We start from the raw sequence: 16157 nt of genomic DNA on the forward strand, positions 1-16157 counted from the left end.
GGTTCATACTGAGGTGGAAATGCGAACGCTAAAAGGTGGCACAAGATGACGAGGCTCGATTCCATCGAGCGGGCCGTGGCCGACATCGCGGCGGGCAAGGCCGTCGTGGTCATCGACGACGAAGACCGCGAAAACGAGGGCGATCTGATTTTCGCCGCCGAGAAGGCCACCCCCGAACTGGTGGCGTTCATGGTGCGTTACACCTCGGGTTATCTCTGTGTGCCGCTGGACGGCGCCGTCTGCGACCGCCTGGGTCTGCTGCCCATGTACGCGGTCAACCAGGACAAGCACGGCACCGCGTACACGGTCACCGTCGACGCCAAACAGGGCGTCGGCACCGGCATCTCCGCGTCGGACCGGGCCACCACCATGCGGGCGTTGGCCGATCCGGCAGCGGTCGCCGAGGATTTCACCAAGCCCGGTCACGTGGTGCCGCTACGCGCCAAGGACGGCGGGGTGCTGCGCCGGCCCGGCCACACCGAGGCCGCGGTGGACCTGGCCCGGCTGGCCGGCCTGCAGCCGGCCGGTGCGATCTGCGAGATCGTCAGCCAGAAGGACGAGGGCGCCATGGCCCAGACCGACGAGCTGCGCATCTTCGCCGACGAACACGACCTGGCGCTCATCTCGATCGCCGACCTCATCGAATGGCGTCGCAAACACGAGAAGCACATCGAGCGCGTCGCCGAAGCCCGCATCCCGACCCGGCACGGCGAATTCCGCGCCGTCGGTTACACCAGCATCTACGAGGACGTCGAGCATGTCGCGCTGGTGCGCGGCGATATCGCCGGCCCGGAATCCGACGGCCACGACGTGCTGGTCCGGGTGCACTCGGAATGCCTCACCGGCGACGTGTTCGGCTCGCGGCGGTGCGACTGCGGGCCCCAGCTGGACGCGGCCATGGCGATGGTGGCGCGCGAAGGGCGCGGCATCGTGCTCTACATGCGCGGGCACGAGGGCCGCGGGATCGGCCTGCTGCACAAGCTGCAGGCCTATCAGTTGCAGGATGCCGGCGCGGACACCGTGGACGCCAACCTGGAACTCGGCCTGCCCGCCGACTCCCGCGACTACGGCATCGGCGCCCAGATCCTGGTGGACCTGGGCGTGCGGTCCATGCGGCTGCTCACCAACAACCCGGCCAAACGGGTGGGGCTGGACGGCTACGGGCTGCACATCATCGAGCGGGTGCCGCTGCCGGTTCGCGCCAATTCGGAGAACATCCGCTACCTGATGACCAAACGCGACCGGATGGGACACGACCTGGTGGGCCTGGAGGACTACGACGAAGTTTCCCCGCCGGGGGAGTTCGGTGGCGCCCTGTGAGCGGTCACGGCGTACCCGACCTACCCGATATCGACGCCTCGGACGTGTCGCTGGCCATCGTGGCCAGCACGTGGCACACCACCATCTGCGACGCCCTCCTCGACGGTGCGGTGCGGGCTGCCAAGCAGCTCGGGGTGACCTATCCGACCATCGTGCGGGTGCTCGGCGCGATCGAGATCCCGGTGGTGGCACAGGCTTTGGCCGCCAAGTACGACGCCGTGGTCGCGCTCGGTGTGGTGATCCGTGGTGAGACACCGCATTTCGACTATGTGTGTGACGCCGTCACCCAGGGCCTGACCCGGGTGTCGCTGGACGAGTCCACCCCGGTGGCCAACGGTGTGCTGACCACCAACACCGAAGCGCAGGCGCTCGACCGGGCCGGTCTGCCGAACTCCGGTGAGGACAAGGGCGCCCAGGCGGTGGCCGCCGCCCTGTCGACGGCGGTGGTGCTCCGCGACATCCGGTCATGACGGCCGGCGAGGCGTCCTGGGACCTGGACATCAAACCGCACCTGACCCCGTACTTCGTCTATCTGGCGGCGTTCCTGATCGCCGCAGCGCACATCACCGTCGGATTCCTGCTCAAGGTGGGGTCCAGCGGGGTGGTGTTCCGCACCTCCGATCAGATCGCGATGGGTGTGCTCGGCGTGGTGCTCGGGAGTCTGGTGCTGCTGTTCGCCCGGCCTCGGCTGAAGGCCGGACCGACCGGAATCGCGGTCCGAAACCTGCTCGGCTACAAGCTCATCCCGTGGTCCGACGTGGTGGACGTGTCGTTTCCGGTCGGTGCCCGGTGGGCCAGGGTGGACCTGGCCGACGACGAATACACACCGGCGATGGCGATCCAGGCGGTGGACAAGGAACGGGCCGTCGACGCCATGGACCGGCTGCGGGCGCTGCTCGACCGCTACCGGCCCGACCTCAACTCACGGTCAGCGACATCGTGATCTCGTCTGCGGACATGTCCTCGGCCGGGCAGACGACGAACCCCAGACTCTCGTAGACGGCCCGCGCACGCGCGTTGTCGACGTTGACTCGCAAGGTGACCCGCCGCACCCGCTGGGTGCGTGCCCAGCGCACCGCCTCGGCCACCAGCGTCCGCCCCAGGCCCAGCCCGCGAACCGACGGGTCGAGCCACAGCGAGTACAGGTAGACGGCCTCCGAGCCCTGGCGCTGCGCGGCGATCAGGCCGATCGGCCGATTGTTCAGCACCACAGCGAACTGTGCGTGCGCACGCAACCGCCGGCGCCACTGGGCGGCCGTGAACGTGGACTCCCGCTGGAACTGGGGGTCGTCGGTACCCAGCGAGTCGGTGAGTGCACGCAGCCGCACCCCGGCGAACGCGCGCCAGTCGGTCTCGGTCAACCGGGCCACGCGCGCGTCACCCATCTCCGTGCCCGTGCCGTGCGCCATGGTGTCCAGTATCGCTGCTGCTGGCTGCGGTAGGATCGGCATGTCGATGACTACTCCCGCGTTCGTATCCACCTCGGCTGACGGCCTCTCCGCAAGCGACATACCCCTCGTCTCGGCGGCCGCCCTCATCGGCGGTCTCGGTACCCAGCCCACCATGACGCTCCCGGTCGTGGCCGGACGCGAACCCGATTACGACGCCATCTGGCACTGGCTGGCCGAGCCTGCGGAGTTTTTCGGAATCGCCATGCCGGCCGTCGACGGGTTGCGCCGAGCGATGACCGATATCACCACCGAACTGCTGCGCGGCACCGGCAGCGCGGCGCTCACCGTCGTGGTCGCGGATGTGGCCGGGGTGGCGCAGTTCGTGGTCACCGGCACGCCGATCGAACCGGTCCGCGCGCGGGCCGTCAGCCTGGCCACCCGGCCCGGTGTCGCGACACCGCCGTACTGGCAGCAGATGGCCGCCCGCACCACCAGCCGGGCCGGGCTGGTGCTGGCCGAACGTGAGCTGGCCAGCGCCGGGCACGCCGACGCCGTTCCGGCCGACGGGCAGCGCATCGGGGTGCCCCTGTTGGGGGCGCTGCTGTGCGACACACCCGACGGTCGGATCGGGCTGGGCGCCGACCGGCTGAGCCGGCTGCGCGCGGCCGCGCTACTGGATGCCGACATCGTCACCGACGAGCCGGTCGACCTGGCGGCCGTGCGGCGGGCGTGGTGGGTGTCACCGCTGTTCGAGACCCACCCCGTGCGTGCGATCGGGGAGTGCCGGTTATGACCGAATTCCGTCCCGAGACCTTCGAGGCGCTGGTGATCGACGGGTACGAGTCGGTCGATGACGCGCTGACACTGCGGTACACCCTGCGCGGCCCCGAGCCGGTCAGCTTCACCGAGGTGATCGATTTCGGCGCGAGTCTGGCCGGCGCGCAACCACATCCGCTGCTGGCCCGGCTGCTGGCGCTGACCTGCTCGCTGAGCTACTACAAGGCCGCCGCCCCGCCGCTCATCGAAATCGCCTTCCCCACCGGTGAATTCGAGAAGCTTTACCTGCGCCGCCTGGTCGAGGGCGGGCTCGGGGAGTTCGCCTACCGCAACGACCTGCCCGCCGCGCTGAGCCCGGAGATCACCGGACCGCAGGCCGAAGCACCCGCGACCGGCGCCGACACCTGGGATGCCGGGGCCACACCGCTGGTGCCCGTCGGCGGCGGCAAGGACTCGGTGGTCAGTATCGAGGCGTTCCGCCGGCACGGGATCAAGCCGGTGCTGTTCAGCGTCAACCGGTATGACCCCATTGACCGCTGTATCGAGGTCAGCGGCCTGGACAGTGTGCATGTGCGGCGCAGCATCGACCGTCGGCTGATCGAGGCCAACGCCAACGGCGCCTACAACGGTCATGTCCCGGTGACCGCGATCAACAGTGTGATCGGCCTGATCGTGGCCGACGCCAACGGTTTCGGACCCGTGGTGCTGTCCAACGAACGCTCGTCCAATGTGGGCAACGTCGAGTGGCTGGGTCGCGATATCAACCATCAGTGGTCCAAGAGCATCACCTACGAAACCTTGCTGCGGGACACGCTGGCGCAGTACGGGCTCAACCCGGACCGGTACTTCTCGCTGCTGCGTGGGCTGTCCGAATCGCAGATCGCCGACCGATTCGCCACCTGCACCGACTATTTCGACGTCTTCACCAGTTGTAACCGGCTGTTCGCGCTGGACCCCGCCCGCCGCGCCACGTCGTGGTGCGGGCACTGCCCGAAATGTCAGTTCGTGTTCGTGCTGCTGGCTCCCCGGCTCGGCCGGGCCCGCCTCGAAGAGATCTTCGGCGCCAACCTGTTCGGCGACCCCGGCCAGCGGGACGGTATCGCCGATATTCTCGGCCTCGGTGTGCACAAGCCGTTCGAGTGTGTGGGGGAGTACTACGAGGCCGCCGAGGCGATGCTGACCGTGCTGGACGACGACACCTGGCATGGGCTGCCCCTGATCGACGAATTCGCCACCCACCGCGGCGAATTGGAAGCCGTCGCGGCCGGGCAGGACAGCGCGCCGGTCGAGCATCACGTCCCGCCGCGCTACGCGAAGCTGCTCGATGACTGACCTGGCGGGTCGGGTCGTCGGCATCTGGGGGCTGGGCAAGGAGGGGCTGTCGATGGCTCGTACCGCGGCCGCGCACGGGGCCCGGCGCATCATCGCGGTCGACGACCGGGCGACCGAGTTGGCGGCCACCGAAATACCAGGGATGACAGCACATTTCGGTCCGGACGCGGTCCACCTGCTGCGCGATGTCGACATCGTCTTCGTCAGTCCCGGCGTACCGTGGCGGCATCCACTGTTCGAAGAGCTGCGCCGCGGTGGGCCGCAGGTGTCCAGCGCCGCCGACTGGTACCTCAGCGGGCACGGAAAACGCACCATCGGCGTCACCGGCACGAAAGGCAAGAGCACCACCGCGGCGTTCGTGGCGCACCTGCTGACCAGCCTGGGCTCATCGGCCGTGGTGGCGGGCAATATCGGCACGCCGCTGTCGGATTTGTCGGGGCCGGATTCGGACTCTGAGCCCGGCCCTTGGGTGGTCGCCGAGCTGTCGAGTCAGCAGTGCGCGCTGCTGCGCACGTCACCGGCGGTGGCCGTGATCACCAACCTGTACCAGGATCATCTGGACTTCCACGGCGACGTCCCGAATTACTACGCGGCCAAGGCGCACATTTTCGACCACGGAGCCCGGGCGTTGATCACCACGCCGGAGGTGGTCGCTGCGCTGGACGGCATCGGGATCAGCGCGCTGCCACCGGTGGTTCGGCTGGTCGACCCGGTGACGGCACGGGCACCGCGCTCAGGTGGGGTGATGTCCTACCCGCACAACGTGGCCAACGCCGCATTGGCCGCCGACGCCGCCGCAGAGGTGCTCGGCAGGCCGGTCACCGATGCGGAAGTGGATGCCGCCGCCGCCACCTTCACCGGGCTGCCGCACCGGCTGCAGACGGTACGCACCACCGGGGCGACCCGTTGGATCGACGACACCTTGGCCACCACCGGGGAGAGTGTGGTCGCCGCGCTGCGCGCCATGCCGGCGGGGGAGCACGTGGCGCTCATCGTCGGCGGTATGGACCGCCAACTCGACTATCGCCAGCTCGACGACTACCTGTGCAGTGGGCAGCGCAGGGTGACGCTGATCCAGGGGCCGTCCAACGGTGCGTTGATCGGCACCCGGTTCGCGCGGTCGCATGCCGAGCAGACCCACCGGGTGGCGAGCCTGGAGCAGGCCGTGCGGCTGGCCGCGGGGCTGCCGGATATCGACGTGGTGTTGTTGTCGCCCGGCGCGGCCAGCTACGACATCTACCGCAATTACGAAGCCAAGGCCGCAGCGTTCTGCGGTTACATCGACACGCTCTAACCTGGACCCGTGCCCGATCCAGCGACGTACCGGCCTGCGCCGGGTTCCATCCCGGTGGAACCCGGTGTCTACCGTTTCCGGGATCCGCACGGCCGGGTGATCTACGTCGGCAAGGCCAAGAGCCTGCGCAGCCGGCTGAACTCCTATTTCGCCGATATCGCCGGGCTCGCCCCGCGGACCAGGCAGATGGTGATGACGGCGGGCAGTGTCGAGTGGACGGTGGTGTCCACCGAGGTCGAAGCGCTGCAGTTGGAATACAACTGGATCAAGGAGTTCGACCCGCGCTTCAACATCCGCTACCGCGACGACAAGTCGTATCCGGTGCTTGCGGTGACCCTCAACGAGGAGTACCCGCGGCTGTTCGTCTACCGCGGCCCGCGCCGCAAGGGCGTGCGCTATTTCGGGCCCTACTCACACGCCTGGGCCATCCGCGAGACCGTCGACCTGCTCACCCGGGTGTTCCCGGCGCGCACCTGCTCGGCGGGAGTGTTCAAGCGGCACAGGCAGATCGACCGGCCGTGCCTGCTGGGCTACATCGACAAATGTTCAGCGCCCTGCATCGGGCGGGTCAGCGCCGAACAACACCGCCAGATCGTGCTGGACTTCTGCGATTTCCTCGCGGGCAAGACCGACCGGCTGGTCCGCGATATGGAGCGGCAGATGACTGCCGCGGCCGAGGAGCTCGACTTCGAACGGGCCGCGCGGCTGCGGGACGATATCGGGGCGCTCAAGCGTGCGCTGGAGAAGCAGACCGTGGTGTTCGGTGACGGCACCGACGCCGACGTGGTGGCCTTCGCCGCCGACGAGCTCGAAGCCGCGGTGCAGGTGTTCCACGTCCGCGGCGGCCGGGTGCGCGGCCAGCGGGGCTGGGTGGTCGAGAAGACAGCCGAGCCCGAGGTGGCCGAAAGTGGCTCGGACGCCGGGCAATCCGCCGAGGCACAACTGGTCGAGCAGTTCCTCACCCAGTTCTACGGCGATCAGGCCGACCTCGGCGACGGCACCGCCGACCAGGATGAGGCCACCAATCCGGTGCCCAAACAGGTACTGGTGCCGGTCCTTCCGGACAACGCCGACGAACTCGCCGATTGGCTGTCCGGATTGCGCGGGTCCCGGGTGTCGCTGCGGGTCCCGGTCCGTGGTGCCAAGTTGGCGCTCGCCGAGACCGTCGCCCGCAACGCGAAAGAGGCACTGGCCCAGCACAAACTCAAGCGCGCCGGTGACTTCAACGCGAGATCCGAAGCGTTGCAGAGCATCCAGGATGCGCTGGGGCTCAACGATGCCCCGCTGCGCATCGAATGCGTGGATATCAGCCACGTGCAGGGCACCGATGTGGTCGCCTCGATGGTGGTGTTCGAGGACGGGCTGCCGCGCAAGTCCGATTACCGGCATTACGGCATCCGGGAGGCCGCCGGCGGCGGCCGTTCCGACGACGTGGCCTCCATCGCCGAGGTGACCCGGCGCCGGTTTGCACGGCACATCGCCGACGCCGAGCGGCCGATGGTGGCCGAGGGGCGCTCGCGGCGCTTCGCCTACCCGCCCAACCTGTACGTCGTCGACGGTGGTGCACCGCAGGTGAACGCCGCCGCCACCGTGCTCGACGAACTCGGCATCACCGACGTGGCGGTCATCGGCCTGGCCAAGCGGCTGGAAGAGGTGTGGGTGCCGTATGAGGCGGAACCGGTGATCTTCCCGCGCAACAGCGAGGGCCTGTACCTGCTGCAGCGCATCCGCGACGAGGCCCACCGGTTCGCCATCACCTATCACCGCAGCAAGCGGTCCAAGCGGATGACGGCCTCGGCCCTGGATGCGGTACCCGGCCTCGGGGAACACCGGCGCAAGGCCTTGGTCACCCATTTCGGATCGGTATCCCGGTTGTCGGCGGCCAGCATCGAGGAGATCACCGCCGTGCGCGGCATCGGGGTGGCCACCGCCCGGGCGGTGCTGGAAGCGCTGGGCGCCACCGGAGACGACGCGGGGGCCACCGATTCCGGCGCGGCAGCCGCCGTTATCGACAATGATCGAGACCACCAAGATCAACCCAGTAACGATCAACCCAGTAACGATCAACCCAGTAACGATCAACCCAGTAACCAACAGGCATCGGGGTGACAGACCAACATATGAGTGACGAATCTGGTATCGAGGTTGTCCTCGTGACGGGGCTCTCCGGCGCGGGACGCGGTACCACCGCCAAGGTGCTCGAAGACTTGGGTTGGTATGTGGCCGACAACCTGCCACCGGAACTGATCGCCAGAATGGTCGACCTCGGGTTGGATGCCGGATCCCGGATCACCCGGCTGGCGGTGGTGATGGACGTCCGGTCCAAGGGCTTCACCGGGGACTTGGACTCGGTGCGCACCGAACTCGGAACCCGGGGCATCCAACCGCGGGTGCTGTTCATGGACGCCTCCGACGAGACGCTGGTGCGCCGTTACGAACAGAACCGGCGCAGTCACCCCCTGCAGGGCAATCAGACGTTGGCCGAAGGCATCACCGCGGAGCGGGCCATGCTCGCGCCAGTGCGTGCGGCCGCCGACCTGGTGATCGACACCTCCACCCTGGCGGTGCCGGCCCTGCGGGAGAGCATCGAACGCGCCTTCGGCGGCGAGACGGTCGCGCACACCAACATCACCGTCGAATCGTTCGGCTACAAGTACGGTCTGCCGATGGACGCCGACACCGTGATGGACGTGCGGTTCATCCCCAACCCGCATTGGGTCGACGAATTGCGTCCGCACACCGGCCAGCATCCTGCTGTTCGGGACTACGTGCTGGGCCAGCAGGGCGCCGCGGAGTTCCTCGACACCTACCATCGGCTGCTGGACGTGGTCATCGACGGCTATCGCCGGGAGGGGAAGCGGTACATGACGGTGGCCATCGGCTGCACGGGTGGCAAGCACCGCAGCGTGGCGATCGCCGAGGCGCTGGCCGGCCGACTGCAGAGCGGTGACCAGTTGACGGTACGGGTGTTGCACCGCGATCTGGGGCGCGAATGACGGACCCGTACGCGATCGGTGATTTCCCGCCCGCGCGGCGGCCGGCCGACCCCCGGGTGGTGGCCCTCGGCGGCGGGCACGGCCTGTATGCGACCCTGTCGGCGGCCCGTCGGCTCACCCCGCATGTCACCGCCGTGGTCACCGTCGCCGACGACGGCGGCTCGTCGGGGCGGCTGCGCAGCGAACTGGACATCGTGCCACCCGGGGATCTGCGAATGGCGTTGGCGGCGTTGGCATCTGACACCCCGCAAGGCAGGTTGTGGGCAACGATCATCCAGCACCGGTTCGGCGGCAGCGGGGCACTGGCCGGGCATCCGATCGGCAATCTGATCCTGGCCGGGCTCAACGAGGTGCTGACCGACCCGGTGGCCGCGCTGGACGAACTCGGCAAGATCCTCGGCCTCAAGGGCCGGGTACTGCCGATGTGCCCGATCGCGCTGCAGATCGAGGCCGATGTCGCCGGCCTGGAGACCGATCCGCGGATGTTCCGGGTGATCCGCGGTCAGGTGGCGGTGGCCACCACCGTCGGTAAGGTGCGCCGCGTCCGGCTGTTGCCCGGCGATCCGCCGGCCACCCGGCAGGCGGTGGACGCGATCATGGCCGCCGACCTGGTGGTGCTCGGTCCCGGCTCCTGGTTCACCAGCGTGATCCCGCATGTGCTGGTGCCGCAGCTGGCTGCCGCGCTGCAGGCCACGACCGCCCGGCGGGCACTGGTGCTCAACCTGGCCGCGGAGCCGGGCGAGACGGCCGGGTTCTCGGCCGAGCGGCATATCCACGTGCTGGCGCAGCACGCCCCCGGCTTCACCGTCGACGACATCATCGTGGACTCGGCGCGGGTGCCCAGCGATCGCGAGCGCGAGCAGCTGATGCGCACCGCGACGAGCCTCGGCGCGAAGGTGGAGTTTGCCGACGTGTCGCGGCCTGGTACACAGTTACACGATCCATCGATGCTGGCCGCCGCACTGGAGCGGGTCCGGCTGCGGGGCAGGGCATCACGTCCTGGAGACAGCGATTCCACCGCTCCCACCCCGGCCCGGCCGGTCGAAGGAGCGCACGGGCAATCGACGGTGAACGTATCGAGGGGTGACGAGTCGTGGCGATGACCGCTGAGGTGAAGGACGAACTGAGCCGGCTGGTCGTGAACTCGGTCAGCGCGCGCCGGGCCGAGGTGTCCTCGCTGCTGCGCTTCGCCGGTGGACTGCACATCGTCGGGGGCCGGGTGGTGGTGGAGGCCGAGGTCGACCTGGGCATCATCGCGCGGCGGCTGCGCAAGGACATCTTCGACCTGTACGGGTACAACGCGGTGGTGCATGTGTTGTCCGCCAGCGGTATCCGCAAGAGCACCCGCTACGTGGTGCGGGTGGCCAAGGACGGTGAGGCGCTGGCCCGCCAGACCGGGTTGCTCGACCTGCGGGGCCGACCCGTGCGCGGGTTGCCTGCCCAGGTGGTGGGCGGCAGCATCAACGACGCCGAAGCCGCGTGGCGCGGCGCGTTTCTGGCGCACGGTTCGCTCACCGAGCCGGGCCGCTCGTCGGCCCTCGAGGTGAGTTGTCCCGGGCCGGAGGCCGCCCTGGCCCTCGTCGGCGCGGCACGCCGGCTCGGGGTCAGTGCCAAGGCCCGCGAGGTCCGCGGCAGCGACCGGGTGGTGGTCCGTGACGGCGAGGCGATCGGCGCGCTGCTCACCAGGATGGGCGCCCAGGACACGCGGCTGACCTGGGAGGAGCGCCGGATGCGGCGCGAGGTGCGGGCAACGGCGAACCGGTTGGCCAACTTCGACGATGCCAACCTGCGCCGCTCGGCGCGGGCGGCGGTCGCGGCGGCGGCGCGGGTGGAGCGGGCCCTGGACATCCTCGGCGACTCGGTACCCGATCATCTGGCCCAGGCGGGTCGGCTGCGGGTGGAGCATCGGCAGGCCTCGCTGGAAGAACTGGGCCGGCTGGCCGAGCCGCCGATGACCAAGGATGCGGTGGCCGGCCGGATCCGCCGGTTGCTCTCGATGGCCGATCGCAAGGCCAAGCAGGAGGGCATCCCGGATACCGAGTCCGCGGTCACCCCGGATCTGCTCGACGACGCCTGAGTCCGGGCGGTTCAGGCGGCCTGCCGGTGCCGGCCGGCGGCGGGCCGCCAGTGCCGGCCGACACCGGCATGCTGGTCGGTGACGTGCCGCGTCGTTGATGCTCCAGTTGAGGTGTCCTGCCGTGCAACAGCTTTCGCTGCGCTCGGGGTCCCCACGCGTTTCGGGGTGACGGCGGCGACAGTGGCCGTTGCAGGAACAGCCGACGCCTTCACCGAATGCGCGGTGGCCTTGCGTGCGGCGGGCAGGGACGCAAGCGCGTTGCGCACCGCCGAAACCACGGCGGCGGCCAGCTGTCGCACCGTCGTGATGGCCCTGCTGACCATGGTGGTGATACCGGTAACCACGGCCTGCATCATCCGGGTCACCGCCGTCACCAACTGGCTCAGGACCGGCGGCACGGTGGCGGTCGACGGCCCGGTGCTGATCGGATGCGCGGCGATCCAGGCTTCGATGACGGCGACGGCCTGCTTGGCGGTCCAGGTATCGGTGAAGACGCCCAGGTTGTCCTCGGCCGTGCTCGACCCCGTCGCCGTGTCGATCAGCGAGTAGATGAACGACGGCCCGACCCCGGACAGCGTTGCCCAGGTGGTCAGGAAGTCCTGGATGTAGGCGGCCTGGTTGGCCTCGCCGGCCTGTGTGGACGGCTCGCCGTACTCAGTGGCCCAGATCAGTTTGGCCGCATCGCCATTGGCTTCCATCACCGCACGCATCTGCTCGAGTTGTTGCAGTGCCGAGTTGACGAAGGTCGATCCCGCGGAGAACAGACTGGTGTAGTTGTACGGGTGGAACGCCAGCGCATCGAAGTAGCCGGCCGCGCCGTCGGCGTACATCTCGGTGAGGAAGGTGACCGGGTTGATGGTCAGGGTGCCGATGCTGTTGCCCGCCCCGAGCACCCCGCCGACGACCGTCGCCTTCGGATCGACCGCCTTGATCGCCGTGTAGGCAGCCTTGAGCAGCGCGGTGTAGGCGGCCGCGTCCGGGGTTGGATACCAGCCGGTGAAACCGTTGGGCTCGTTCCAGATCTCATAGGATGCGATCTTCGCATCGCCGTTGTTGGCCGCCGATCCGTAGCGCGAGGCGACCGCCGCAACGAAGGACGCGTAGTCCGACGCCGCTCTGGGGGCGCCGTCGGCGACCAGGCCACCGTAGGGCGACGCCCAGGTGGGGGAGCTGGTGATGGCCGCGTCCACCGCGATGCCGTAGGAGGCCGCGGTGTCGAGTAACTGGTCGGCCTGGGTCCAGTCGTAGGTGCCGTCGGCGGGTTCCATTGCGCGCCAAGGAAGAAACACCCGAATCTGGGTCACGCCCATCGATTGCAGGTGCTGCATCGCGGTGTCGAGGTCGGCCTGGTCCATGAAGTAGAGGCTGGAGTCGGCCATCCCCACCGTCGTCGAAGAGGTGTCGATCGAGGCGGTCAGCTCGACCGGTTCGGTGATGGCGGCACTGGCGGGGACGGAGACGGTGAAGCTCGGCGAGCCGGCGACCACGGCTGCCGTCAGCAGTGGAACGGTGATGGTGTGCAATACGGACCTGACATGGCGGCGATGTAGCGACATGGCCCACTCCCGACGCTAGGGTTTTCCGACCTGAAGTCACAGGACAGTAACGCACCATTTTGGCGGCACTCGGTGTCGATTCTCAGATTGCCGCGCTGAATCGGCGCCCCGCGCTAATTGCCGACCGGTACATTGCTCGGTGTGTGCGATTATCGCAAATGACGCGGTCGGAACCTGGGCGTGGTCGGAATGGATTCGTACCGCGTAATCGCTTGGTAGCCAGTTGATTTGATTAACCACAGAAATGGTAAAAGGATCGCAAAGTGCATTTTCAGCCAACCCGTGAGCGGAGTGGGCCGGCGCTTCCGTGGGATCATTGTGGCGGCCGAGAGAGTTTCGGTGTATGTGCGGCAACCAGGCCGTCACGGTGAATTCGAGTACCGGTTCGGTTCCTTCCAGGAACTGCGTTTTCCGATCTCGATGACCGGTGTGGGAAATTCGGGCGGCCGGTGACAGACGACCAGCAAACTGTGCGAAATCCGGCAGCTGCTGTGCAGCAGCCCACATCGCGCAGACGCGCACCGGACGCGTGCGCGCATGGCCCTCGCGCGTCAACCTGACGTTGTACTGTGTGGCGACAAACTTCGACGTCAACCCAACCAGGTTCATCCCACACAGAGGCGGCGGTCGCGATGAGGCTGATCCTTGAGTTGATCCGTCCCTACCGGTGGTTGGTCGCCGGCATCTTCGGGGTGCTACTGATCCAGATCGCGATGGGCCTGGCCGCACCGTGGCCGTTGAAGGTGGTGCTCGACAGCGTCGTCGGCGACCACCCACTGCCGGGGTGGTTGCACGGCCTGTTGCAACCGATGCTCGGTGGCGAAGGTCGGATGCACATCGCCGGACTGGCGGCGATCATGGTCATCGTCATCGCGGTGATCGCCGCCCTGGCCACCTACGCCGCCAACTACCTGACCGAGACGGTCGGCCAGCGCATCGGCAACGATCTGCGCACCCGGGCCTACCACCACCTGCAGCAGCTTTCCCTGAACTACTTCGACACCCATCGCGTCGGGCCGATCCTGAGCACCCTCACCGATGACGTCGACACCATCCAGGATTTCGCGTCGGCCTCCACCCTCGGCATCGCGACCGATCTGCTGACCATCTTCGGCATGCTGATCGTGATGCTGTGGCTGCAATGGGATTTCACCCTGGTCGCGCTCGCGGTGGCGCCGCTGCTGCTGTTGTTCGTCTCTCGCATCCGCAAGGCCGTGAAGGCGGCCACCCACGAGGTGCGCCGACGGGAATCCGACATCGTCGCCGTTGCCGAGGAAGGGCTGCAGTCGATCCGGGTGGTCAAGGCATTCGACCGCGAGGAGCTCCAGGAGCGTCAACTCGCGCTGGCCGGCCAGCAGGCGGTGGACGCCGCCCTGAACGCACGGCGGGTGAAATCGGTGGTGTCCCCGATCGTCGCGGTCGTGGTCGCCGCCTGCACCGCACTGGTGTTGTGGCGCGGCTCGGCGCTGATCCTCGCCGGGGCGATGACGGCGGGCACCCTGACGGTCTTCATCTCCTACCTGGTGTCGTTCTTCAAACCGGTTCAGGACCTGGCGAAGCTCACCAACACCATCGCCATGGCCTCGGTCGGGGTGGACCGGGTCAACGACCTGCTGACCGCCGAGACGACGGTCGAGGAGAAGCCGGACGCCGTCGAACCGGCGCGGATCAAGGGCGCGATCGCCTTCGAGCGGGTGGCCTTCAGCTACGACGCCGAAACCCCGGTACTGCGCGATGTCACCTTCGAGGTGGCGCCGGGGCAGCTGGTGGGCGTCGTCGGGCATACCGGCAGCGGAAAATCCAGCCTGGTCAGCCTGATTCCCCGGTTCTACGACCCCAGCGTGGGCACCGTCCGGATCGACGGTGTGGACCTGCGCGACTACAAACTGCACGAGTTGCGCCGCCAGATCGCCTACGTGCTGCAGGACACCGTGCTCTTCCGCGGGACCATCCGCGACAACATCGCCTTCGGCAGGCCCGACGCCGACCACGACGAGATCGTGGAGGTGGCCAAACTGGCCAACGCCCACGAGTTCATCTCCGAGATGCCGCAGGGCTATGACAGTGCGGTCGGCGATCGCGGGCTGACCCTGTCCGGCGGGCAGCGCCAGCGCATCGGCATCGCCCGCGCCCTGATCCGGGACAGCCCCATCCTGATCCTCGACGAGCCCACCGCCGCGCTGGACGCGGAATCCGAGCGCCTGGTGATGTCGGCCCTGCAACGGCTGATGGCCGACCGCACCGTCATCACGATCGCCCACCGGCTGTCCACCATCCGCGATGCGGACAAGATCGTCGTGCTCGAGGAGGGCCGCGTCGTCGAGGAGGGCACTCACAACGAGCTGCTGAACGCGGGCGGCAGATACGCCGACCTGCACCGCATCCAATACGAGGACCAGACACCGTGACGCGTTCGTTGATCATCCTGCCCGACGACTCCGCGCAGCCGGTGCTCGACGCCATCCATGCGTCCACCCGTTCGGTACGCATCAAGATGTTCGCCTTCAGTCACCGGCCGCTGCTGGACGCCGTGGTGGCAGCCCACCGGCGCGGCGTCGACGTCAAGGTCATGCTCAACCCGGAACGGCGCGACGGCGAGACCGACAACGACGCCGCCCGGGAGATGTTGCAGCGGTTCGGCATCGAGGTGCGGGAGAGCAACCCCGCCTTCGACCTGACCCACGAGAAGTCGATGGTGGTCGACGACGAGCACGCCTTCGTCGAATCGCTGAACTGGACCGAGGAGAACTTCACCCTCACGCGCGACTACGCCGTCGTCACACCCAGCGCCTACGAGGTCGCCGAGATCATCGACTGCTTCGAAGCCGATTGGGCACGCGAGGACTTCGACCCCGGCACCGGCGCTCACCTGATCTGGTGCCCGTCCAACGGCAGGCACCGGATCGCCGATTTCATCGACAGTGCCAAGCACACCTTGTTCCTGCAGAACGAGCGCTACCAGGACCCGGTGATCATCGAGCGGCTGGTGCGGGCGGCCCGCCGCGGCGTCAAGGTGCACGTGATGGCCCGCGCCGCGCACCACCTCAAGGACGGGAAGCTGGTCGAAGGTGTCAGCGGCATGCGCATCCTCGACGACGTGGGCATCAAGATCCACCGGCTCAAGCACATGAAACTGCACGCCAAGATGATCCTGGCCGATCACGAACGCGCCGTCGTCGGCTCGATCAATTTCTCCCCAGGCAGTTTCGACCACCGCCGGGAACTGGCCATCGAGGTGACCGATCACGAGATCACCAAGCGGCTCAACGAGGTGGCGCACCAGGATTGGAAGCACTCGGCGCCGATGGACCTCTCCGATGCCGGTCTGATCGCCGACCTGGCCGGCCGGGGCCGTGACGCGCACGACATCGACCAACTCGCCCTGCACGACCCGGACGCCTGACCAGCCCGCAC

Annotated in this window: 15 protein-coding genes; 12 read left to right on the forward strand and 3 right to left on the reverse strand. The window is 68.1% G+C overall.

What is annotated here, in order from left to right:
• Positions 1-45 precede the first annotated feature (45 nt).
• From SBI67_RS10995 to SBI67_RS11005, 3 genes are read left to right on the forward strand one after another with little or no spacing between them, the layout of a single operon-like run.
• Positions 46-1320: a bifunctional 3,4-dihydroxy-2-butanone-4-phosphate synthase/GTP cyclohydrolase II gene (locus SBI67_RS10995; protein ID WP_318980603.1), complete on the forward strand. Its 1275-nt coding sequence runs from the start codon at positions 46-48 to the stop codon at positions 1318-1320.
• On the forward strand, positions 1317-1790 hold the full coding sequence (gene ribH / locus SBI67_RS11000; protein ID WP_318980604.1) for a 6,7-dimethyl-8-ribityllumazine synthase: 474 nt from the start codon (positions 1317-1319) through the stop codon (positions 1788-1790). Before SBI67_RS10995 ends, ribH begins: the two co-directional genes overlap by 4 nt.
• Positions 1787-2263: a PH domain-containing protein gene (locus SBI67_RS11005; protein WP_318980605.1), complete on the forward strand. Its 477-nt coding sequence runs from the start codon at positions 1787-1789 to the stop codon at positions 2261-2263. Before ribH ends, SBI67_RS11005 begins: the two co-directional genes overlap by 4 nt.
• On the opposite strand, the gene SBI67_RS11010 is transcribed toward SBI67_RS11005, so the two are convergent.
• Positions 2238-2729 (reverse strand): GNAT family N-acetyltransferase, encoded by a 492-nt coding sequence (locus SBI67_RS11010; RefSeq protein ID WP_318980606.1) that lies wholly within the window; start codon positions 2727-2729, stop codon positions 2238-2240. The two genes, SBI67_RS11005 and SBI67_RS11010, sit on opposite strands and share 26 nt — an antisense overlap.
• A 46-nt stretch (positions 2730-2775) precedes the next feature.
• On the opposite strand from SBI67_RS11010, the gene SBI67_RS11015 reads away from it, so the two are divergent.
• The 7 genes from SBI67_RS11015 to whiA are packed head-to-tail and all read left to right on the forward strand — an operon-like array spanning position 2776 to position 11187.
• Positions 2776-3504, forward strand: a complete 729-nt coding sequence (locus SBI67_RS11015; RefSeq protein WP_318980607.1) for a hypothetical protein — start codon at positions 2776-2778, stop codon at positions 3502-3504.
• Positions 3501-4820 carry a MurL-like N-terminal domain-containing gene (locus SBI67_RS11020; protein WP_318980608.1) on the forward strand — a complete coding sequence of 440 codons (1320 nt, stop codon included), beginning with the start codon at positions 3501-3503 and terminating at the stop codon, positions 4818-4820. Before SBI67_RS11015 ends, SBI67_RS11020 begins: the two co-directional genes overlap by 4 nt.
• Entirely contained in the window at positions 4813-6114 is a 1302-nt protein-coding gene (locus tag SBI67_RS11025; protein WP_318980609.1) for a Mur ligase family protein, read from the forward strand. Before SBI67_RS11020 ends, SBI67_RS11025 begins: the two co-directional genes overlap by 8 nt.
• Before the next feature lie 9 nt (positions 6115-6123).
• The gene (gene uvrC, locus SBI67_RS11030) at positions 6124-8223 is read left to right on the forward strand and encodes an excinuclease ABC subunit UvrC (RefSeq protein ID WP_318980610.1); all 2100 of its coding nucleotides are present in this window, start codon (positions 6124-6126) and stop codon (positions 8221-8223) included.
• A gap of 11 nt (positions 8224-8234) precedes the next feature.
• Positions 8235-9110 carry an RNase adapter RapZ gene (gene rapZ, locus SBI67_RS11035; protein WP_266046380.1) on the forward strand — a complete coding sequence of 292 codons (876 nt, stop codon included), beginning with the start codon at positions 8235-8237 and terminating at the stop codon, positions 9108-9110.
• Positions 9107-10213, forward strand: a complete 1107-nt coding sequence (yvcK, locus tag SBI67_RS11040) for a uridine diphosphate-N-acetylglucosamine-binding protein YvcK (RefSeq protein ID WP_318980611.1) — start codon at positions 9107-9109, stop codon at positions 10211-10213. The genes rapZ and yvcK overlap by 4 nt, the downstream gene beginning before the upstream one ends.
• Positions 10210-11187 (forward strand): DNA-binding protein WhiA, encoded by a 978-nt coding sequence (gene whiA / locus SBI67_RS11045; RefSeq protein WP_266046382.1) that lies wholly within the window; start codon positions 10210-10212, stop codon positions 11185-11187. Before yvcK ends, whiA begins: the two co-directional genes overlap by 4 nt.
• Before the next feature lie 11 nt (positions 11188-11198).
• Here the strand turns inward: whiA and SBI67_RS11050 are convergent, their stop codons facing one another.
• Both SBI67_RS11050 and SBI67_RS11055 read right to left on the reverse strand, forming a co-directional pair.
• On the reverse strand, positions 11199-12743 hold the full coding sequence (locus tag SBI67_RS11050) for a cellulase family glycosylhydrolase (RefSeq protein ID WP_318980612.1): 1545 nt from the start codon (positions 12741-12743) through the stop codon (positions 11199-11201).
• A 36-nt stretch (positions 12744-12779) separates the two neighbouring features.
• On the reverse strand, positions 12780-13337 hold the full coding sequence (locus tag SBI67_RS11055) for a hypothetical protein (RefSeq protein WP_318980613.1): 558 nt from the start codon (positions 13335-13337) through the stop codon (positions 12780-12782).
• A 38-nt stretch (positions 13338-13375) separates the two neighbouring features.
• Here SBI67_RS11055 and SBI67_RS11060 point away from each other — a divergent pair, with 38 nt between their 5' ends.
• Entirely contained in the window at positions 13376-15151 is a 1776-nt protein-coding gene (locus SBI67_RS11060) for an ABC transporter ATP-binding protein (protein WP_318980614.1), read from the forward strand.
• A complete protein-coding gene (locus SBI67_RS11065) occupies positions 15148-16146 on the forward strand; it encodes a phospholipase D-like domain-containing protein (RefSeq protein WP_266046385.1) in 999 nt (332 codons plus the stop codon). The genes SBI67_RS11060 and SBI67_RS11065 overlap by 4 nt, the downstream gene beginning before the upstream one ends.
• Positions 16147-16157: the final 11 nt, after the last annotated feature.

Source organism: Mycolicibacterium chengduense (assembly GCF_033741155.1).
Classification (GTDB): domain Bacteria; phylum Actinomycetota; class Actinomycetes; order Mycobacteriales; family Mycobacteriaceae; genus Mycobacterium.